Here is a 19987-nt window from a genome sequence, read left to right on the forward strand (position 1 = left end):
GAGGGGCCGGCGTCCCGTGGTTCTTTGCTATGGACATATTTGCTATGGACATAGCGGACGCCAAACCGGCCACAGGGACCACGGTGGTCGCTCTCCCACGCATCCACCCCGAACACCCATCCGTCGCCGCCACGCTCCGCGATCGCCGCCGCCGCCGCGAGCAGGTGACACGGTCATGCAGATTCCGCGGAGCCGGAACCGGACGGGATCCGCTCGGACCGGGCGCGCCGAGCTACAGACCAGTTACGTGCCTCGTCGGGTCGGGACCGCGTCTGATCGGCTAGCACTGCGCGCAGCTCTCGGCGGGCGGGCCGGCGGCGGGCGGCCGCGGGTTGAACAGGGTGCCGAGAGCGGCGAGGGCGCCGGGCACCGGCCGGTAGTAGGCCCAGACGCCGCGCTTGTCCCGGCTGATCAGGCCGGCGTCGACGAGGACCTTCAGATGGTGGCTGACGGTCGGCTGGGTCAGTCCGAGGGGCTCGGTGAGTTCGCAGACGCAGGCTTCGCCGCCGTCGCGGGCGTAGATCATCGACAGCAGTCGCAGCCGGGCGGGGACCGCGATGGCCTTCAGCACGGCGGCGAGCTGGTCGGCGTCGTGCGCGGACAGGGGCGCGGCGGCCAGCGGGGTGCAGCAGGCCCCGAGCGCACCGGCCGGGTCGCCGCCGGCCTCGTCGGGCCGGCCGGTGGACGCCGTGGCGGGGGCGGGCATCGAGGTCGTGGCCATGGGGACCAGCATGCCACGAGAGATTGACAGTGGTCTATGTCCGTGGGCATGCTCCGTCCGGCAGGCATAGACGAGTGTCGATGTAAGCGAGGTGGTCGGGATGGCGCGGGTGCAGTTGGCGTTGAACGTGTCCGATGTGGACGCGGCGGTGGAGTTCTACTCGAAGCTGTTCGGGGTGGCGCCGGCGAAGCGTCGGCCGGGGTATGCGAACTTCGCGGTCGACGTGCCGCCGTTGAAGCTGGTGCTGATCGAGAACCCGGACGCCCGCGGCAGCGGGGTCGCGGGAGCACTGAACCATCTCGGCGTCGAGGTCGAATCCACCGAGGAGGTCACCGCCGCGACGACCCGGCTGGCGGGGGCCGGGCTGGAGACCGCGGTCGAGGAGAACACCGCCTGCTGCTACGCGGTACAGGACAAGGTGTGGGTCGATGATCCCGACGGTGCGCCGTGGGAGGTCTACACGGTGCTCTCCGACGTCGTCGATGGGTCGATGCCGACGCTGCGGATGGTGGAACCGGGCGGCGGCCCGGGGTCGGCCTGCGCCTGCGGACCGGGGGTGGACTGCGGCCCGACGTCGGACCCCGCCGGCGTCGAGGGCGCCGAACCGGCGCCCGCCGGCGCCCGCTGAACCCCGTGGCGGACAGTGAGTCGGGTGGTCGGCCGGCGCTGGCGCGGCGGCTGGCCGCCGAGGCGGTGGGCAGCATGCTGCTGGCCGCCCTGGTCGTCGGGTCGGGGATCGCCGCGGTCCAGCTCAGCCCCGACCAGGTCGGGTTGGAGCTGGTGGAGAACGCCGCGGCGACCGCCGCCGGCCTGTTCGCGATCATCCTCATGGTCGGCCCGGTGTCCGGGGCGCACTTCAACCCGGTGGTCAGCCTCGTCGACGCCGCGTTCGGCGGCCTGTCGTGGCGCGACGCCGCCGCCTACCTGCCCGCGCAGGTCGCCGGCTGTGTCGCGGGGGCGGTGCTGGCGAACCTGATGTTCGACCGGTCGGCGGTGTCGATCGCCTCGCACCACCGGGCGTCGGGGGCGCATCTGCTTGCCGAGGTCGTGGCCACCGCCGGACTGATCCTGCTGATCTTCGCGCTGGCCCGGTCCGACCGGGCCGAGCGGGCCCCGGCGGCGGTCGGCGCCTACATCGGCGCGGCGTACTGGTTCACCAGCTCGACGAGCTTCGCGAACCCGGCGATCACCGTCGGGCGGATGTTCTCCGACAGCTTCGCCGGCATCGCCCCCGCCTCCGCCCCGGCGTTCATCGCCGTCCAGGTGGTCGGCGGGGCGGTCGGCTACGGGCTGGTCCGGCTGTTCTACCCGCCCACGGTCGCGCCGGGGCGCCTCGTGAGCGACCCGCGTCGGCAGGCCGACGCGCCACACCCATCCCGCGAACGGAGCACACTTCGATGACCGCGAGACCGTCGGTGTTGTTCGTCTGCGTCCACAACGCCGGCCGCTCCCAGATGGCCGCCGGCTGGCTCACCCACCTCGCCGGCGACCGCGTCGAGGTCCGCTCGGCCGGCTCCGCGCCCGCCGACCAGATCAACCCCGCCGCCGTCGCGGCCATGGCCGAGGTCGGCATCGACCTCACCGAGCAGGCCCCGAAGATCCTCACCGTCGACGCGGTCGAGGCCTCCGACGTCGTCATCACCATGGGCTGCGGCGACGCCTGCCCGATCTTCCCGGGCAAGCGCTACGAGGACTGGAAACTCGACGACCCCGCCGGCCAGGGCATCGACGCCGTGCGCCCCATCCGCGACGAGATCCGCGCCCGCGTCGACCGACTCCTGGCCGAGTTGCTCCCCGCCGGCACCTGACCGAGGCGAAGCGATGAGCGGGCCGCGGCGCTGTACCCGGATGGCAGCCGCGGCCCGCGGGCCGATTAGCCACCGACCCCTTCCATTTCTAACAGATCTGTCACCAGATTCCGAGCCGCGCCGGCTCATCTCACATTTCCACCGACGCCGTCACCCTGCGAAGCCGGCCCCGCCAGGGCGCCCGCCGCGCCAGCGCGATCCCGCTACCACCGTGATGCCTCGGCGGGCGAACGGGCCGGGAGCCGTCGCCTTCCGCGGCCGGCGGAGCGGGCCGACGTCCCTCGACCCCTGCCGCCTAGCGGCAACAAATCTGACACAACGACTATGCAGCGTCCGGCACGCGCCGCCGGGAGGGGGCTGACGAACGAGAGCCCGTGCCGGCGGGGCACTCCCGCCGGCACGGGCTCGTCGCGGCCGCTACTCGACACAGCCGCTACTCGACACAGCCGCTACTTGTCGCAGCCGCTACCCGACACAGCCGCTACCCGACGCAGATGGCGCTTGCGCCGTGGGGAGCGGTGAGCTTGCCGTTCTTGATCACGCCGTACCAGCCGCACGGGGTGGAGGTCGCCGGCTTGTCCTTGGTGTAGGTCGTCGGCGGGATCAGACCACCGAGGGTGTTGTTCGCGGGCAGGGCGTAGAGCCCGGTGTAGATGTCGGCGGAGGTCGGGCTGGGCCCGATCTTCGCGGCTGCCTTGCCGAAGGTGACCCCCGCGGCCCAGCCGGCGCTGGCGCTGGCGTTCAGCGGGGTGCTCGACTTGTAGGTCTTCATCGCCTGCAGGAAGTCCGCCGACTCCGGCGCGCCACCGAACCAGTTGAACGAGTCGTTCGCGATGTAGGCGCCGTTGTAGTTGGCGTTGTCCAGCAGCTTGTCGAGGAAGCTCTGCCCCGGGGAGATCAGCTGCGGCCGGTAGTTCTGCTTCGCGCAGTCCGCGACGAAGCGCTCGCTGACCTCACCCGAGCTGTTGAGGATGATCGAGTCCACCCCGGCCGAGCGCATGTTGAGGCACTGGGAGGTGTAGTTGGGCGACGACGACGAGATCGCCAGGCCGGAGGCGAACTGCAGCCCGAGCTTCGTAGCGATGCCGCCGGCGAGCGTGAGTCCCTGCGCGCAGGCGGGGACCTCGGCGCAGACGACCATGCCGAGCTTCTTCTTACCGGCGATCTTGGCGGCGTTCACCTCGGACACGACGTAGTTGACGGCAGTGTCGGAGGTCGGGAAGAAGTTCGGATCGGTCAGCCACAGCGCCGCGGTGGCCGAGCCGCCGATCACCGGAATCTTCTTGTCGTCGATGTACTTCTGCCAGGACGACTCCAGCCCGGACTCGTGCGTGCCGACGAGCGCGATCACGTGGTCGTTCTCGACCATGCCCTTGACGGCGGCCAGGGACTTGGCCGGGTCGTTGGCGTCGTCGCGGACGACGACCTTGACCGGGTGCCCGTTGATCCCGCCCCGGTCGTTGGTCCACTGCGCCCAGGCCTGCACGGCGTCCGCCGTCGCCTTGGAGATCACGCCGGCGAAGCCGCTGAACTGGCCCACCGTGCCGATGACCAGCGGGCTGCCGGTCGGTGCCGGCGACTTCGGGGCCGCCGGAGCCGCCGAGGCGCCGCCCCCGGACCCGCCCGAGCTGCCACCGGAGCTGCCGGAGCTGCCGCACGCGGCGACCGCGAGGACCAGGGCCACGAGACACACGGCCGGTCGTAATATCTGGCGCTTCACACAGGTGCCCTTCTTCTTCAACGGGTTGTCGTATCCAGCACCTCCCCCCACGCCATGGGCATGAGGGAAGAAACAGGGATGCCGCGGACGGGAACGTCGACGGTCCGCGGGCGCCGCAGCCGGTCGCGACGCGGTCAGTCGGCGGTGGCGGTGGCGGTGGCGGTGGCGGTGATGAGGGTGATCGCGCGTTCGGGGCACGATCCGGCGGCGCGCCGGGCGCCCTCGACGCGGTCGGCGGCGACCGGGCCGTCGTCCGTCACCTGGCCGTAGCCCTCGTCGTCGTCGTGGAAGACGTCGGGGGCGAGCATGTAGCACAACCCGTGCCCGACGCACAGGTCGCGGTCGATCGTGACCCTCACCGCGCCGCGCCCGGGGTGAGGACGAGGGGAAGGGCCTCCAGGCCGACGGTGCCGCGGGGAAACTTCACCGTCGGCGCGAACCCGGGCGCGATGTCGTAGTGCGGGATGAGACGGTGCCACTCCTCGTAGACCAGGCGCATCTCGAGGCGGGCGAGGTGGGAGCCGAGGCAGCGGTGCACGCCGACGCCGAAGCTGGCGTGCGGGTTGTCGCCGCGGTGGAAGTCGATCCCGTACGGATCGGGGTAGCGCGCCTCGTCGCGGTTGCACGCGGCGATGTAGGCGGTGACCCGGGTGCCGGCGGGCAGCGTGCGCCCGCCGAGTTCGGTCGCCGCGGTGGTGATCCGCGGCACGAACGGCGCCGGCGGGTCGAGGCGGAGCAGCTCCTCCACGGCGGCGGGGACGAGGGCGGGATCGTCGACGATCTCCTGGCGGCGGTCGGGGTTGCGGGCGAGGCGTTCCATCCCGAAGCCCAGGGCGTCGGTCACCGTGTCGAGGCCGGCGAGGACGAACAGGAAGCACAGGCCGATCACCTCGGCGTCGGTGAGCGCGTCGTCACCGTCGAGGCAGAGCAGCTCGCTGAGCACGTCCGGGCCGGGAACGCCGCGGCGGGCGGCCACCAGCTCGGACAGGTAGGTGAACAGCTCGCCGGCGTGGCGCAGGTCGGCCTCGTCGGTGCTGATCGCCCCGGACGGGTCGCTCAATGCGAGGATCGCGTCCTTCCAGGCGACGAACTGGTCGCGCATGTCCAGCGGGAGACCGAAGAAGGTCAGGAAGGCCTGCACCGGGAAGACCGACGCGACGTCGGCCACGAAGTCGCATTCGCGGCGCGCCGGCAGCGGCGCGATGAGCTCGGCGAGCTGGCGGCGTAACTCCGGTTCCAACGGCCTGATGCTGCGCGGGCTGAAGAAGGGCTGCAGGATGTGCCGGTAACGGGCGTGCTCCGGCGGGTCGAACGCGATCGGGACCAGCGGGAGCGGGCTGCCGAGGCTGTCGAAGGCCTGCCGGGAGGAGAACACCGCCGGATTGCGGAACGCGGCCTCGACGAGGGCGTGATCGGTGAGCGCGATGTCGGGTTCGAGCTGGACGATTCCCCCGCGTTCGCGGATGAGCCGCCACGCGGCGTCCCGGTCGTCGCGGACGGGCAGGTCCTCGAAGGTGAAGGGCTGGGCTTCGCCGGCCGACATGTGGCCTCCCTGGGTCCGTTGATCCATTGGTCCGCTGGTCCGCTGGTCCGCCGGGGCCGCTCAGAACGCCGAGCGCAGCGCTCCGCCGTCGACCGGGATGAGCTGCCCGGTGACGTAGCCGGCCCAGGCCGAGCAGAGGAAGGCCACGACGGCGGCGATCTCCTCCGGGCGGCCCGGGCGGCCGACGGGGATGCCGGTGCTGAACTGGGTCATCATGTCGGCGGGCGCGAGGCCGCGCTGCGCCCCGACGCCGCCGACGTAGTCCCACATGCGGTCGGTGGCGATGAAGCCGGTGCCGATGGTGTTGACGGTGACGCCGTCGCGGCCGAACTCGTTGGCCAGCGAGCGGTTGAGCGTCACCACCGAGGCCCGCACGGTGTTGGCGAGGATGTGCTTGAGCTCGGGCGGCGGCTCCTTGGCCGCGCCTGAGCCGATGTTGACCAGCCGCCCCCAGCCGCGTTCCCGCATCGCGGGCGCGACCAGCCGGGTGAGGTGGATGACGCTGAGGGTCATCTCCCGGAAGGCGCGGGCGAAGTCGTCCCCGGTGAGGTCGAAGAAGTCGCCGGGGCCGGGGCCGTGGACGTTGCTGACCGCGATGTCCGGCGGCCCGAAGTGCTCCCGGGCCTCGGCCACGACCCGCTCGATCTCCTCGGCGACCGTCATGTCCGCCGCCACGCCGTGCGCGACGCCGCCGTTCTTGCGGATCGTCTCCACGACCTCGCCGACCGCCTCGGCGCCGCGGGCGGTCACGACGACCCGCACCCCCTCGGCCGCCAGCAGTTCGGCGACCGCGCGCCCGATGCCGCGGCTGCCGCCGGACACCACCGCGACCCGATCCGCGATCCCGAGATCCACAGCGACCTCCCCGGACGTCTACACGCTGCCAGATTCGTGAAGCATGCCACATCTCTCCGGGTGAGGAAACTTATACGGAGAAGCGCATTTGAGTGCCCTTTTCAGGTGACGTATTCGTCAGATGACCCGCACTATCCGGCCAGGTGCACAGCAACGCGGCGCCGGCCCGCGTACAGGCCGGCGCCGCGCGTCTCTCAGGTACCGGCCCCGGCGCGGGCGAGCAGCTCGCGACGGACCGCCGCTTTGGAGATCTTGAGCATCGAGCCCTGGGTGGGCAGCTCGTCGGTGAGCTCGAGCTGCTCGGGCAGCTTGTAGCGGCCCAGCCCCGCGGCGAGCAGGTGGCGTTGCATCTCGGCGAAGTCCAGGTCGGGCTGGCCGGGCACCCGCTCCACCACCGCGCAGACCCGCTCGCCGCGTTCGTCGTCGGGCAGGCCGACCACGGCGACCCGGGCGACCAGCGGGTGCGTGCCCAGCAGGTCCTCGACCTCCCGCGCGGAGATGTTCTCGCCCTTGCGGATGATGATGTCCTTGATCCGGCCGGTGAGCTTGATCCGGCCGTCCGGGCGGACCAGCCCCAGGTCTCCGGTGCGTAACCAGCCGTCGACGAACGCCTCCGCGGTCTGCGCCGGATCCCGGTAGCCGGCGCAGACCTGGGGTCCGCGGATCTGCAGCTCGCCCTCCTCCCCCGGGTCGGCGACGGTGCCGTCGAGACGGGCGGCCCGGATCTCGATGCCGCGCACGGGCGCCCCGTCGGTCCCCCGGCGCAGCTCGACGTCGTCGTCGGGGTAGCCGACGGCGATCATCGGGACCTCGGTCATCCCGTAGGCGGGGATGTAGGTCACCTCGAGCTCGGCGGTGATCTGGTCGAACATCGCCGGGGGGGNGGGGCCGGCGCCGCCGCCGAGCTGGCGCAGGTCCGGCAGCAGGCGGCCGGCCCCGCGCCGGCGCTGCTCGCGCAGCAGCAGCTCCCCGAACGCGACGCTGCCGCCGCACAGGTTCACCCGGTGCCGGCGGAACAGCTCCGCCAGCGACGACGGGTCGAACCGCTCGACGGACAGGGTGCGGATCCCGACGGAGAACATGAAGCAGAACAGGTTCGGCCCGCCGATGTGCGCGATGGCGAACTGCATCGCGAACACCGTGTCGGCGTCGAGCCGCATCCGCTCGGCGTAGCCCCGCCCGCCCCACATCAACGACTCGTCCGAGTGCAGCACGCCCTTGGGCTCGGACGTCGTACCGCTGGTGTAGAAGGTCCAGCGGGCCTCGCGCGGATCGGTCGGCGCCGCCGGCAGGATCGCCGGGTCGCCGTCGGGCAGGTCGTCGACACCGACGACGACGATCCGCGGCCGGGGGGCGTCCGACCAGTCGAGCCCGGAGACCATCTCGACGTAGTCGAACCCGTTCCAGGTGCCGGGCAGCACGACCCACTCGGCGCCGGTCTGGCGCAGCGCGAAGCCGACCTCCCGGCCCCGCACCGCCGGGATCACCGGGTTCTGGTGGGCGCCGAGGCGGGCGAGCGCCAGGCACACCAGCAGGGTCTCGATCCTGGTCGGCAACTGCCAGGTCACCCGGGATCCCGGGCCGATCCCGAGCTGGTGCAGACCGGCGGCCACCCGTTCGGCCCGGTCGCGGAACTCGCCGAAGGTGATCCGGCGATCCCGCTCGTCAACAATCATCAACCGGTCCGGGGTGAGCNGGGCCCGCCGGTCGCACACCTCCCAGAAGGTGAGGTCGTCGATGGGTATCACGGCCGCTGCGGACGTCGTCACGGCTGCCACTCCTCTCTGCGATCGGTGCCGGCTCCCCGGTCGGTGCCGGCTTCCCGATCGGTGCCGGTGTCGCTCGTCATCCGCCGTGGTTCGGGGCGACGCCCAGGTAGTGCTCGAAGACCTCCTCGGCGACGTCCTCGGGGCGTCCGTCGAACACGATCCGCCCCTTGGTCAGCACGCAGACCCGGTCGGCCGCGGCGAGGGCGCGGTGGACGTACTGCTCGACGAGCAGCAGCGACGTTCCGGCCTGGGCGATCCGGTCGAGGAACTCGTAGATCTGGTCGACGATGACCGGGGCGAGCCCCATCGACACCTCGTCGACCAGCACGACGGCGGGTTCGTCGAGGTAGGCGCGCATCACCGCGAGCATCTGCTGCTGGCCGCCGGAGAGTTCGCCGGCCGGCTGGGACAGCTTGCTGCCGAGGATCGGGAAGTTCGCGACCGCGCGCTCGACCGCGTCGTCGACGTTGCGTTTCCAGGTGTGCAGGACGAGGTTCTCCCGCACGGTGAGCGACGGGTAGACGCCCCGGCCTTCCGGGATGTGGCACAGCCCGCCCCGGGCCCGCTGGTAGGGCCGGGCCCGGGTGACGTCCCGCCCGTCGAGGATCACCTCGCCGCGGGTCGGGCGCAGCAGGCCCGAGGCCACCCGCAGCAGCGTCGTCTTGCCCGCGCCGTTCGGCCCGAGCAGCGCGACCACGCTGCCGCGCGGCACGGTCAGCGAGACGTCGTGCAGCACGGCCGACGAGCCGTAGCCGGCGTCCAGCCCGCGGACCTCCAGCACCGGAGTCGCCGACGGGGCGGCGGCACCCTCGCCCTCCGGGCGGGTCTCGGTGACGGTCATGAGCTCACCTCCTGGGACACGGTCTGGCGCGACGCCGCCGCCGGCTCGGCCGGCTCGGACTGGCCGGCCGGCTCGGACTGGTCGGACTGGTCGGACTGGTCGCCGGAGGGCGCCTCGGAGCCGAGGTAGGCGGCGCGCACGGCGTCGCTCGCGGCGACCTCGGCGGGTGTCCCCTCGAAGATCGGGACGCCGAAGTCGAGGACGTAGATGTAGTGGCAGACCTCCATCACCAGCGCCATGTCGTGCTCGATGAGCAGGACGCCGACGTCGCCCTGGCGGATCACCTCGGCGAGCACCTCACCGAAGCGGGCGGTCTCCAGCCGGTTCAGGCCGGACGACGGCTCGTCGAGCAGGAGCATGTCGAACGGGCCGGCCAGGCAGCGGGCGAGCTCGACCAGCCGGCGCTCCCCGGTCGACAGGATGCCGACGGGCCGGTCCAGCAGATCGGTGATCCCGCAGGTGGCCGCGGCGCGTTCGACCGCGTCGGCGACGACCTTGCGCTGCGAGCGGGTCCCGGCGAGGTGCCGCCAGGGCCGGACCCCGGCCATGGACGCCTCCCGGCCGAGCACGATGTTCTCCCGCACCGACATCGAGTCGAACAGTTCCATCCGTTGGAACGTCCGGCCGAGGCCGCCGCGGGCCCGCGCCGACGGGGCGAGGCGCGACACGTCCGAGCCGTGCAGCCGTACCCGCCCGCTGCTGGGGCGGACCAGTCCGGAGCAGGCGTTGAACGTCGTGGTCTTGCCGGCGCCGTTGGGCCCGATCAGCCCGGTGACCCGGCCCTGGGGGGCGATCAGCGAGAAGCTGTCGACGGCGAGGTTGCCACCGAAGCGGACGCTGACCTTCTCCACCTGGATGCCGCTGTCCGGCGCGGCGGCGACCGCCTCGGGCCGCTCGATGGAGATCGCCGCCACCTCGGCCGCCGCGGTCGCGTCGAGGGGCAGCACGTCGACGGGCAGCTCGTCCGCGCCGACCGGCGGCGTGGCGCCCGGCTCGCCGGCCGGTGCGCTCCCGGCCGCCGTGGCCGTCGCGGCCTCGGCTGGCCGGCCGCCGAGGCGGTCGGCCAGCCGGCGCAGCGCGACGTTGCGCGGCGGCCCCCCGCTCAGCGACACCGCGATGGCGGAGACGCCGAACAGGAAGTTCAGCCAGTTGGTGGTGTTCTCGTTGGTGATGTAGGCGCTGGGCAGAACCATGCCCGCCGCGGCGAGGAAGGCGTACCACGGCTCCCCGCCGAGGCTGATCACCAGGACGGCGAGGATCACCAGCGAAGAGAACGAGGAGAACGACGACCCGGTGACGGCCGAGACCGACCCGCCGTAGAGGCCGCCGTAGATCGCGGCGACGAAGGCGGACAGGCAGAACACGAGCACCCGGGTGGTGTTCACGCTCGCGCCGTGGGTGGCCAGCGCCGTCGGCGAGTCGCTCAGGCCGCGCAGCAGGCGCCCGAGCCGGCTGCGGTGCACGCCCACCACCAGGGCCGCGACCAGTACGACGAAGATCAGGACAAGGTAGTAGTACCCGCGGTCGCTCTCGAAGGCCGACAGGCCGGGGCGGGGCACCCGCACGCCCGACGTGCTGGACCCGAACAGGATCTTCAGCGGGTAGCCCATCTGCTCCAGCGCGATGCCGAAGCCGAAGGTGGCCAGGGCCAGGAACACCCCGGACAGCCGGATCGCCGGGATCGCGATGATCGCGCCGACCGGGATGGCGACGAGGCCCGCGAGCAGCAGCGCGACCAGCCAGGGCAGGCCGAGGCCGGTGGTGAAGTGCCCCATGGCGGCGGCGCCGATCGCGGCGAACGCGGCATGGGCCAGCGACACCTGGCCCGAGGTGCGCACCAGCAGGCCGAGGGAGAGGAAGAGGATGACCTTCAGCAGCGCGTCGGTGTAGGTCGGGACGCGCGCGCTGCCGACGAGGAACGGCACGGCGACGGCGAGCGCCGCGAGCACGACGGCACCGCTGGCCTGGATGCGGGCCGGCGCCCGCCAGGTGTCGGTGACCAGCAGCCGGGCCGACAGGCGCCGGTCGACCAGCCGCCGGCGCGGGGTGAGGAGCAGGACCGCGAACAGCACGAGGAACGGGGTGCTCGGCGGCAGCCCGGTCAGCAGCGCGTTCGGGTGGGTGACCGCGCCGTACTTGGTGAGGATGGAGGCGAGCACGCCGACCACGAGGCCGCCGCCGTAGGTCAGCGGCAGGCTGGAGAAGTAGCCGAGCGCGGCGGCGCCGAACGCCTGCACGACGAGCAGCGTCAGCAGCAGGGCGTCCAGGCTCAGGCTGGGGGCGAGCAGAACGCCGGCGAGGCAGGCGAACGTGCTGCCGATCACCCACGACCAGCGGCGCACCGCCACCGGGTTGGTGCCGGCGGAGTCGAGCAGCTCCGGATCGTCGACGACGCCGCGCATCGCCAGGCCCAGGCGGGCGAAGCGGAAGAACAGGTACAGCCCCGCGGTGGCGACCAGCGCGATGGCCGTGATGATGATCTGGTCCCAGGTGACGACCGTCCCGGACAGCGTGAACGCCGAGCCGGTCGGCAGGAACGTCGGGAAGGTCTGGCTCTGGGCGCCGTAGCGGGCGGTGAAGAAGCCCTGGACGGCCAGGATGATGCCGATGGTTGCAACGATCTTGTAGACGACCCGGACTTCGGCGAGGCGGCGTGCCATCAACTCGAGCAGAAGTCCGAGGGCGGGTCCTACGACGCCGACGCTCAGCAGTGCGGCGAATCCCCAGGGGAGGTCGTGTTGGACCCGTAAGAAGTAGAAGGTGTAGGCGGCGGTCGTGGCGACCGCCCCGTGCGCAAGGTTGAAGATCCCGGATGTCTTGTAGGTGAGCACCAGGCCCGTGGCCGCCAGCCCGTAGACGGAACCGGAAACCAGGCCGATGATCACAAAGGGTAAGAGGTCGTTCATGCGATCGGCCACCCTGCCGACCGGGAACGCACACCTCGGAAGATCATTCCGACACTCCCGTCAGATTCTGCCTCAGACCGAACCCACCACAGGGGCCGGACGGCCCGCCCGGTCGGATGCCCACCCGAACGACCAGACCGCCCACTCGATCGTGTGGCCGGAATCATACCGTCAGATTGTCTGTCGACCAGAGGCTTGGCGCGTTCTTCTGTTGCAGCGGGTGTCCGACCTGCTCGCAGGGGCATCGAGGCCCCCGGCGAGGGCGGCGCGACGGCGACGCGTCGGGTGCGGCGGAGCAGGTGACGGAAGAGTTAGAACGGCCGGTCGTTCGGCGCCGCCGCGTGACCGGCCAGGCCCCGACGGCCCGGGATGCCGAGCCGTCGGGGGTGCGGACAGGGAGCCGCCCGGGGCGGGATACCGGGCCGTCCGCGTCCGGCGGCGATCAGCGCGCGGCGGCGCGGATCGTCTCGCGCAGGGAGCCCAACGTCGCCGCGAGGGCCGTCGGCTCGTGGNCGCAGTGCGCCATGCAGTTCGCGCAGCGCGGGTCCTTGCCGCGGCCGTAGGAGTCCCAGTCGGTGGTGTCGAGCAGCTCCTGGTAGGACTCGGCGTAGCCGTCGCCCATCAGGTAGCAGGGCTTCTGCCAGCCGTACAGGGAGTAGGACGGGATTCCCCACGCGGTGCACGGGAAGTCCAGCTTGCCCTCGAGGAAGTCCAGGTAGAGCGGCGAGTGGTTGAGTCGCCAGCCCTTCCGGCGGCCTTCCGCGAACGCCTTCCGGAAAAGCTCCCGGGTTTCCTGGACACCCAGGAAGTTCTCCTGGTCGGGGGCCTTCTCGTAGGCGTACGCCGGGGAGAGCATCATCCCGTCGACGTTGAGGTCGTTGTTGAGGAAGTTCAGGACGTCGATGACGTTCTGCGGCGTGTCGGTGTTGAAGAAGGTCGTGTTGGTGGTCACCCGGAAACCCCGCCGCTGGGCCTCCTTGATGTTGTCCACGGCCTGGGCGAACACACCCTTCTTCGCCACGATCTCGTCGTGACGTTCCTCCAGGCCGTCGATGTGCACCGCGAAGGACAGGTACGGCGACGGGGTGAGCTTGTCGATCTTCTTCGGGATGAGCAGCGCGTTCGTGCACAGGTAGACGAACTTCTTGCGCTTGACCAGGCCCTCGACGATCTTCTCGACCTGCGGGTGCATCAGCGGTTCACCGCCCGCCAGGCACACCACGGGGGCGCCGCACTCGTCGACCGCGGCCAGCGCCTGCTCGACCGGCATGCGCTGTTTCAGCACGTCCGCCGGATGCTGGATCTTGCCGCAGCCCTCACAGGCCAGGTTGCACGCGAACAGCGGTTCCAGTTCAAGGGTGATGGGGAACTTCTCGCGCCGCAGAATCTTCTGCTTCGCGAGATAGGCTCCGACTCTGATCGCCTGACGCGCTGGAATGGCCATTTTCACCCTCCTGGTGGTTGATCTCGATCTCGCCGGGTGGGTGGAGCAGTGCCCTGCCGGGACCAGTCTAGGTCCACAATCCATCCGGTTCGCGGCCGAGTACCGGTGAGAGTTATGTAACCGACGAGGTACGACCCAACCCAGCCCGCCCACACCCGAAAGGGTCAATCGACGAATAGCCCGGTCAGGAGGTCCGCCGGGCCGCCGGGTGCTCGTTCGGCTCCGCGTTCGACGCCTGGTCGAATGTGCTTGTCCACCGCACCCTGAAAGCTCGCCGCAGGACGACGCCGGCGCGCCGGAACGCAAACTCGCCGGGCCTGGTCCGGCCGTGGCCCGCGCTGGCTACGCTGCCCACATGACGGCGAACCGGCGCATCGTGCTCGCTTCCGGGTCACCGCGGCGGCGCGAGCTGCTGGCCCGGCTCGGCGTGTCCTTCGAGGTGGTCGTCAGCGGCGTCGACGAGTCCACGACGACCGCGACGGCCCCCGAGCTGACCGTCGAGCTCGCCGAGCGCAAGGCCCGCGCCGTCGCCGCGCTGCGCCCCGAGGACCTCATCCTCGGCAGCGACACCGTCGTCGAGGTCGACGGCCGGATCCTCGGCAAGCCCGCCTCCCCCGCCGAGGCCCTCGCCATGCTGCGCAGCCTGCGCGGGCGGACCCACCGGGTCGTCACCGGCGTCGTCGTCCTCGACGCGGCGAGTGGCACCATCCGCGGCCGCGCGGCCGTCACCGCGGTGACGATGCGCGACGTCCCCGACGCCGAGCTCGCCGCCTACGTCGCCACCGGCGAGCCGATGGACGCCGCCGGCGCCTACGCCATCCAGGGCGGCGCCGCCGCGTTCGTCACCACCGTCGACGGCGCCCTCGACACCGTTATCGGCCTGCCGACCGCCGTCGTCCGTGACCTGCTCACCGCCGCCGGCACCGCCGTCCCCGCCCCTGCCGCCAACCGTCCCTGAGCCCCACCGCCGAGCACAGCGTTGCGCGAGCACAGCGTTGCGCGGGCAGGCACCGGGACCGGGACCGGCGATGGATGTTCCGCGGAACCGCGCCACGCCACGCCATGCGGCGTTCTACGTGCGCGCGCTCACGGCCGTCGCCGCGCTGCCGGCCGCATCCGCGCTCGCAGTCGCGCCCGGCGCCGGGTCGGGCTCGGCGTGCGGACCGCGGCGGACGGAGGTCAGGACGACCACGGCGCCGACCAGGGCCGCGACCGCCGCCCACAGTGCGACCCGGTCGATGCCGGCGGCGTAGCCCGCCCGGACCGACGGTGCCGCCCGCAGCCGCGCCGAGAAGACGGCTCCGAACAGCGCGATGCCCAGGGTCATGCCGAGCTGGCGGAAGGTGTTGACGGCACCGCCGGCCATGCCTGCCTGCCGCGGCGGCACCGACTCGACCGCGGCGGAGACCAGCACCGGCGTGGTCAGGCCGACGCCGACGCCCACCACGGCGAGGCCCGCGAACAGCGCGGACTGGCCGGAGCCGGTCCCCACGAACAGCCGCAGCAGCGCCGAGCCCGCGGCGACGCAGAGCAGCCCTACCCCGATCGGCAGGCGCGGCGCGAACCGGTGGGTGTGGCGACCCGCGACGGCGGCGACCACGAATGCCGTCCCGGCCAGCGGCATCAGCGCCAGGCCGCCGCGCACGGGGCTGAGGCCGAGGACGTTCTGCAGCCACAGCGAGACGTAGACCAGGCCGCCGAACGCCGCCAGCTGGAACAGCAACGCCCCGGTCAGCAGACCCGCGAAGGACGGCCGCCGCAGCAGCGCCAGGTCCAGCATGGGGCGGGCGGTCAGCCGTTCGGCGACGAGGAAGCCGACGGCGGCGAGCCCGGCGACGACGAACGCGGCCACGGCCAGCCGGTCGTCCCAGCCCTGTTCGCCGCCTCGGATCAGCGCGTACGTCACAGCAGCCGCAGCCAGGGTGAAGGCGATCGCACCGGGCAGGTCGAGGCGGCCGGCTTTGCGGGACCCGGCCGGCAGCACCCGCAGGGTCAGGATCATCGCGACGACCGCGATCGGCAGGTTCACCAGGAAGATCGCCTGCCAGCCGAGGCCCTCGGTGAGCAGTCCGCCGGCGATCGGCCCGGCCGCGGCGGCGGCGCCGTTGACCGCGCCCCACACGCCGAAGGCCACCCCGCGGTCCCGACCGTGGTAGGTGGCGGCGACCAGCGCGGCGGAGGTCGCGAACATCGCGGCACCGCCGACGCCCTGCACCGCGCGGGCGGTGATGAGCACGGCGGCGTTCGGTGCGAGCGAGCACGCCAGGGACGCGGCCGCGAAGACGACGAGCCCGGCCACATACAGCCGGCGGTGGCCGAACAGGTCGGCCAGCGAGCCGACGGCCAGCAGCAGGGCGGCCAGGGCGAGGGCGTAGATGTCGATCACCCATTGCAGGGAGGTGAAGGACGCGTGCAGGTCGTCCGCCATCCGGGGCAGGGCGACGTTCACGATGGTGACGTCGACCAGCAGGATGAAGGCGCCCAGGCAGATCGCCGTGAGGGGCAGCCATTTGCGCATGTCGGGGAACTCCGTTCCGGGGGCGAGGGCCGGGTGGCGGCCGTGACGTCGTCCGACCGCGGGGCGCCGAGCACCGGCGGCCGGACAGCCGGTCGAGCAGCGGCGGCCGGACAGCCGGTCGATCCGTGGTGCCACCGTCCACCGGGCCGGGCCCGAACCCCAGCCATCGGCGCCGGTGCGGCGGAATCCGACAGCGGCTAGCCTCCATGGGTGGAATCCGACGTGTCGTGGTCTTCGGGAGACGATCTGGACCGGCTCGACCGGCGGATCATGCATGCCCTCCAGATCGACGGCCGGGCACCGTTCGCGCGGATCGGCGAGGTGCTGGGCGTCTCCGACCAGACGGTGGCCCGCCGCTACGCCCGGCTGCGCGGCGCGGGGACGCTGCGCGTGCTGGGCCTGGTCGACCCGTTGCGCGTCGGGCTGACCGCGTGGCTCGTGCGGGTGCGGTGCACCCCGGACGCGGCGGCGTCCGTCGGGGAGGCGCTGGCCCGGCGCACCGACACCCGGTGGGTGAGCCTGATCTCCGGCGGCACGGAGATCTCCTGCATCGTGCAGGGCGCCGCCCCCGGCCAGGACGACACGCTGCTGTTGCAGCAGCTCCCGCGCACCCCCCGGGTCGTGCAGGTGTCCGCGCACGCGCTGCTGCACGTCTTCTTCGGCCGCGACCTCAGCCCGCTGACCCGTACCGGGCCACTCGGGCCGGCCGAGACCGCGGCGCTCGCCCCGCCCGACGCGCCAGCGCGCCGCTCGACCGAGACCACCGAGACCACCGAGATCACCGAGATCACCGAGGCCCCCGTCCGGCTCAGCCGCGACGATCAGCGGCTGTTCGACGCGCTCGCCATGGACGGCCGGACCTCGGCGGCCGAGCTGGCCACGGCCACCGGGTGGTCACAGACGACGGTGCGGCGCAGGCTGGCGGAGCTGCGGTCGTCCGGCGCGCTCTACTACGACCTGGACTTCGATCACGCCACGCTGCTGGGGCACCTGCAGGCATCGTTGTGGCTGGAGGTCGAGCCGGCCCGGCTCGCCGAGGTCGGTGCCGCGCTCGCCGAGCACGAGGAGGTGGCGTTCGCCGGGGCGACCACGGGCACGGCGAACCTGTACGCGGCGGTCGTCTGCCGCGACGCCGGCGCCCTCTACCGTTACCTGACGGGCCCGGTCGCCGCGATCCCCGGCATCCGCCGCCTCGAGACCGCCCCCATCCACCGCACCCTCAAGGGCGCGGGCCCCCACCGCGGCACCCACCGCGACGCCCGCCGCACCGACTCGCCCGCCTGAGCGCTCGTCCTGCCAACCAGCCCCACGGTGAACGCCGTTGACTTGTGGTCTGCGTCACTCTACTGTCAACCCCTGGTCAGCTTCGCCGATGTGGGTGACTCAGGCGTGAAAGGAAGTTCGATGACGTCCCTTGGACTCGATTCCTACGTTGTGACCGACAGCTTCTTCGGGGTGCCGTACATCGACGAGGACGAGCAGCGCAGCGAGCCCGTCGAGCATCGTTATATCCACGGCGGTTTCGAGGGAACGAGCACCCGGTTCGCCTTGTGCTATCCGCCCGCAGCGAGATGGCAGGGCCGCCTTTTCCAGCCGCTGGAAGGCGCCAACGCCGGCCACGAGAATGTCAACACCGGCCCGCTGGGCCAGGTCACCGGCGGGCTGGAGATGATTTTCCGGATGGGCGGCTACGCCGTCGAGTCCAACATGGGTCACATCGGCGACGTCATGGATCCGAAGGCCGGCCCCGATCCGACGATCTACGGTTACCGGGCCGCCGCCGAGTCGGCCCGGTTCGCCAAGTTCGTGGCCGCCCAGATCTACGGCGCGCCGACCGCCTACGCCTACGTGTACGGCGGCAGCGGGGGCGCGCGGCGCTCGCCGCTGTGCCTGGCCTACGCGCCCGACGTGTGGGACGCGGCCCTGCCCTACATGGGCGACGCCCAGGACGGCGACTACGGCGACCTGCGACTACTGCGCAACGGCACGCCCAATTTCAGCTCCATGTTCAACGTCCAGCGCGTCCTCGGAGACAAGATCCACGACGTGATCGACGCGATGTGGCCGGGCGGCAGCGGCGATCCGTTCGCCGGCCTGAACACCCATCAGCGCGAGGAACTCGCGAACGTCTACCGGATCGGCTATCCGCGCGGCGACGAGTCCTTCATCGCCCAGCCGATGGGACAGATGTGGCTGTGGTCGTCGATGGCCACGCGCCTGCAGGCCGACTATCCGGAATACTGGGAGAACTTCTGGACCAGGCCCGGTCATGTCGGGTTCGACCAGCCCGAGCTCGTGCGCGACGACCTGATCGAGCTGGACACGACCGTCAGGCGCGTCCTGTACGCGAAGGACCTGCTCGAGGACCCGACGCTGCAGACGGCGGAGCTGGGCCAGGTGCGCGCGCTGGCGGCGCTGTTCGCGGCCATGAACAACATGTGGCACATCCCGATGGCGGTGCAGCTCGACGAGGTTCCCACCGGCTACATCCTCGGGGCCGGCGTCGAACTGACCAGCGGCGCAGCCGCCGGACGCAAGCTCTACGTCCTCAACGGGCACCGGGACGTCCTGCTCGTCGACAGCGACGGCGAGGCCGCGAACCTGCGTTTCACCGGGGTCGAGCCGGGCGACCGGATCCGGGTCGACAACCACGCCTTCCTCGCCTACTGCTACTACTACCGCCACCACCTCCTCCCGTGGGAACCGGAATACGACTTCCTGCGGGTCGACGGCCAGCCCCTCTACCAGCAGTACGAACTACCGGAGATGTCGCCGTTCATGGGCGTCAAGCACACCGGCCGCATCGAGGGCAAGCTGCTGTGGGTCCACCACACGCACGATTCGTCGCTCTGGCCGCCGCAGGGCCTGGGCTTCAAGGCGAACATCGAACGCGAGTACGGCGTCGAGCTGGCCCGCACGAAGTTCCGGCTGCGCTGGACCGAGAACGCCGAGCACGTGCCGCCGAACATGGCCGCCTCGGTGCCGGGCCGGGCGAACACCACCTACCTGGTGGACTACCAGCCGATCATCGAGCAGTCCCTGGCGGACCTGATCGACTGGGTGGAGAACGGCGTCGAACCGGTGGACACCGAGTACGACTACCGCGACGGCGCGATCGTCCTGCCGGCGACGGCCAAGGAGCGCCGCGGCATCCAGCCGGTCGTGTCGGTGACGGCGAACGGCGGCTCCCGCGCCGAGGTCGCGGTGGGCGAGGCGGTCACGCTGTCCGCCCACGCCGAGACGCCGCCCGGCGCCGGCACGATCATCGGCCTCCGGTGGGACTTCGACGGGCAGGGCAGCTTCCCGCGCACGGAGGACCTCGACGGCTCACAGGCCGAGGTGACCGTGACCACGACGCACGCCTACGACGCGCCCGGCACCTACTTCGCCACCGCCCTCGTCGAATCCCACCGCGACGGTGACGTCGCCGCCACCTCGCGCCGCATCCCCAATCTGGCCTCGGCCCGCATCATCGTGCGCTAGTAGACCGTCGCTGTTTAGTTCTGGGGTGTGGCAGGCTGGTGTTGGCAGATCTTCCTCGTCCCCTCTGCCGGTCAGGACAAGTCATGCCGTCACAGAAGAAGCGGCCGGTCACCTTGACCGCGGCCGATCGTGAAGCGTTGGTTCGGGTCACCACCACGGGTGTGCATCCGGCCTCGATGATCAGGCGGGCGCAGGTGCTGCTCGCGTTGGACACCTCGACCGGCGAGGTTGATCCTGTCGAGGTGATCGCGGCACGGCTGGGTGTCTCGGGTGAGACGCTGCGGCTGGTCGCCAAGCGGTTCGCCGAGACCAGCGGCGACATCTGGGCCACGGTCGGGCGCAGGCAGCGGGAACAGCCCCCGGTGCCCTCGCCGGTGAC

Annotated in this window: 16 protein-coding genes and 3 pseudogenes; 8 read left to right on the top strand and 11 right to left on the bottom strand. The window is 71.8% G+C overall.

Going from position 1 to position 19987, the window contains the following annotated elements; translation table 11 throughout:
- Positions 1-280: 280 nt before the first annotated feature.
- On the bottom strand, positions 281-721 hold the full coding sequence (locus FF36_RS19015) for an ArsR/SmtB family transcription factor (RefSeq protein ID WP_044886483.1): 441 nt from the start codon (positions 719-721) through the stop codon (positions 281-283).
- A 100-nt stretch (positions 722-821) separates the two neighbouring features.
- Between FF36_RS19015 and FF36_RS19020 the strand changes: the two genes are divergently transcribed.
- The 3 genes from FF36_RS19020 to FF36_RS19030 all read left to right on the top strand — a co-directional run bounded on the left by FF36_RS19020 (position 822) and on the right by FF36_RS19030 (position 2529).
- Positions 822-1349 (top strand): ArsI/CadI family heavy metal resistance metalloenzyme, encoded by a 528-nt coding sequence (locus FF36_RS19020; RefSeq protein ID WP_044886484.1) that lies wholly within the window; start codon positions 822-824, stop codon positions 1347-1349.
- A gap of 74 nt (positions 1350-1423) precedes the next feature.
- The gene (locus FF36_RS19025; protein ID WP_236705801.1) at positions 1424-2122 is read left to right on the top strand and encodes an aquaporin; all 699 of its coding nucleotides are present in this window, start codon (positions 1424-1426) and stop codon (positions 2120-2122) included.
- Positions 2119-2529 (top strand): arsenate reductase ArsC, encoded by a 411-nt coding sequence (locus tag FF36_RS19030; protein ID WP_044886459.1) that lies wholly within the window; start codon positions 2119-2121, stop codon positions 2527-2529. Before FF36_RS19025 ends, FF36_RS19030 begins: the two co-directional genes overlap by 4 nt.
- A 481-nt stretch (positions 2530-3010) precedes the next feature.
- On the opposite strand, the gene FF36_RS19035 is transcribed toward FF36_RS19030, so the two are convergent.
- The 8 genes and pseudogenes from FF36_RS19035 to FF36_RS19065 form a co-directional block, all read right to left on the bottom strand.
- Positions 3011-4222 (bottom strand): ABC transporter substrate-binding protein, encoded by a 1212-nt coding sequence (locus FF36_RS19035; RefSeq protein WP_236705780.1) that lies wholly within the window; start codon positions 4220-4222, stop codon positions 3011-3013.
- Between the two features lie 161 nt (positions 4223-4383).
- On the bottom strand, positions 4384-4608 hold the full coding sequence (locus FF36_RS19040) for a ferredoxin (RefSeq protein WP_044886461.1): 225 nt from the start codon (positions 4606-4608) through the stop codon (positions 4384-4386).
- Positions 4605-5792, bottom strand: coding sequence for a cytochrome P450 (locus FF36_RS19045; RefSeq protein WP_044886462.1), 1188 nt, complete (start codon positions 5790-5792; stop codon positions 4605-4607). The genes FF36_RS19040 and FF36_RS19045 overlap by 4 nt, the downstream gene beginning before the upstream one ends.
- Positions 5793-5852: 60 nt before the next feature.
- Positions 5853-6647, bottom strand: a complete 795-nt coding sequence (locus tag FF36_RS19050) for an SDR family oxidoreductase (RefSeq protein WP_044886463.1) — start codon at positions 6645-6647, stop codon at positions 5853-5855.
- 194 nt (positions 6648-6841) lie between these two features.
- On the bottom strand, positions 6842-7530 hold a 689-nt coding region (locus tag FF36_RS38380; RefSeq protein WP_242422620.1), incomplete at its 5' end, for a class I adenylate-forming enzyme family protein.
- Between the two features lies 1 nt (position 7531).
- Positions 7532-8342, bottom strand: a pseudogene (locus FF36_RS38385) (AMP-binding protein); the annotation flags it as partial.
- A gap of 150 nt (positions 8343-8492) precedes the next feature.
- Complete coding sequence (locus tag FF36_RS19060) at positions 8493-9257, bottom strand: ABC transporter ATP-binding protein (RefSeq protein ID WP_044886465.1); 765 nt, start codon at positions 9255-9257, stop codon at positions 8493-8495.
- On the bottom strand, positions 9254-12163 hold the full coding sequence (locus tag FF36_RS19065; protein WP_044886485.1) for a branched-chain amino acid ABC transporter permease/ATP-binding protein: 2910 nt from the start codon (positions 12161-12163) through the stop codon (positions 9254-9256). The genes FF36_RS19060 and FF36_RS19065 overlap by 4 nt, the downstream gene beginning before the upstream one ends.
- Positions 12164-12462: 299 nt before the next feature.
- On the opposite strand from FF36_RS19065, the gene FF36_RS36400 reads away from it, so the two are divergent.
- On the top strand, positions 12463-12675 hold a 213-nt coding region (locus tag FF36_RS36400; protein ID WP_206778464.1), incomplete at its 3' end, for a hypothetical protein.
- A gap of 1 nt (position 12676) precedes the next feature.
- Here the strand turns inward: FF36_RS36400 and hpnH are convergent.
- Positions 12677-13607, bottom strand: a pseudogene (gene hpnH / locus FF36_RS19070) (adenosyl-hopene transferase HpnH); the annotation flags it as partial.
- 355 nt (positions 13608-13962) lie between these two features.
- On the opposite strand from hpnH, the gene FF36_RS19075 reads away from it, so the two are divergent.
- Positions 13963-14565, top strand: a complete 603-nt coding sequence (locus tag FF36_RS19075) for a Maf family protein (protein WP_044886467.1) — start codon at positions 13963-13965, stop codon at positions 14563-14565.
- 114 nt (positions 14566-14679) lie between these two features.
- On the opposite strand, the gene FF36_RS19080 is transcribed toward FF36_RS19075, so the two are convergent.
- Entirely contained in the window at positions 14680-16125 is a 1446-nt protein-coding gene (locus tag FF36_RS19080; RefSeq protein ID WP_044886486.1) for an MFS transporter, read from the bottom strand.
- A gap of 222 nt (positions 16126-16347) precedes the next feature.
- Between FF36_RS19080 and FF36_RS19085 the strand changes: the two genes are divergently transcribed.
- From FF36_RS19085 to FF36_RS19095, 3 genes and pseudogenes are all read left to right on the top strand, one after another.
- Positions 16348-17409: an Lrp/AsnC family transcriptional regulator gene (locus FF36_RS19085; RefSeq protein ID WP_242419147.1), complete on the top strand. Its 1062-nt coding sequence runs from the start codon at positions 16348-16350 to the stop codon at positions 17407-17409.
- Between the two features lie 120 nt (positions 17410-17529).
- Complete coding sequence (locus tag FF36_RS19090; protein WP_044886469.1) at positions 17530-19608, top strand: tannase/feruloyl esterase family alpha/beta hydrolase; 2079 nt, start codon at positions 17530-17532, stop codon at positions 19606-19608.
- Positions 19609-19691: 83 nt separating this feature from the next.
- Positions 19692-19987, top strand: a pseudogene (locus FF36_RS19095) (helix-turn-helix domain-containing protein); the annotation flags it as partial.

The organism is Frankia torreyi, from assembly GCF_000948395.1.
Classification (GTDB): domain Bacteria; phylum Actinomycetota; class Actinomycetes; order Frankiales; family Frankiaceae; genus Frankia; species Frankia torreyi.

Excerpts from the sequence above, each read along its gene's own strand:
- FF36_RS19015 (WP_044886483.1), bottom strand. The coding sequence starts at position 721 with ATGGCCACGACCTCGATGCCCGCCCCCGCCACGGCGTCCACCGGCCGG.
- FF36_RS19020 (WP_044886484.1), top strand. The coding sequence starts at position 822 with ATGGCGCGGGTGCAGTTGGCGTTGAACGTGTCCGATGTGGACGCGGCG.
- FF36_RS19025 (WP_236705801.1), top strand. The coding sequence starts at position 1,424 with ATGCTGCTGGCCGCCCTGGTCGTCGGGTCGGGGATCGCCGCGGTCCAG.
- FF36_RS19030 (WP_044886459.1), top strand. The coding sequence starts at position 2,119 with ATGACCGCGAGACCGTCGGTGTTGTTCGTCTGCGTCCACAACGCCGGC.
- FF36_RS19045 (WP_044886462.1), bottom strand. The coding sequence starts at position 5,792 with ATGTCGGCCGGCGAAGCCCAGCCCTTCACCTTCGAGGACCTGCCCGTC.
- FF36_RS19060 (WP_044886465.1), bottom strand. The coding sequence starts at position 9,257 with ATGACCGTCACCGAGACCCGCCCGGAGGGCGAGGGTGCCGCCGCCCCG.
- FF36_RS19065 (WP_044886485.1), bottom strand. The coding sequence starts at position 12,163 with ATGAACGACCTCTTACCCTTTGTGATCATCGGCCTGGTTTCCGGTTCC.
- FF36_RS19075 (WP_044886467.1), top strand. The coding sequence starts at position 13,963 with ATGACGGCGAACCGGCGCATCGTGCTCGCTTCCGGGTCACCGCGGCGG.
- FF36_RS19080 (WP_044886486.1), bottom strand. The coding sequence starts at position 16,125 with ATGCGCAAATGGCTGCCCCTCACGGCGATCTGCCTGGGCGCCTTCATC.
- FF36_RS19090 (WP_044886469.1), top strand. The coding sequence starts at position 17,530 with ATGACGTCCCTTGGACTCGATTCCTACGTTGTGACCGACAGCTTCTTC.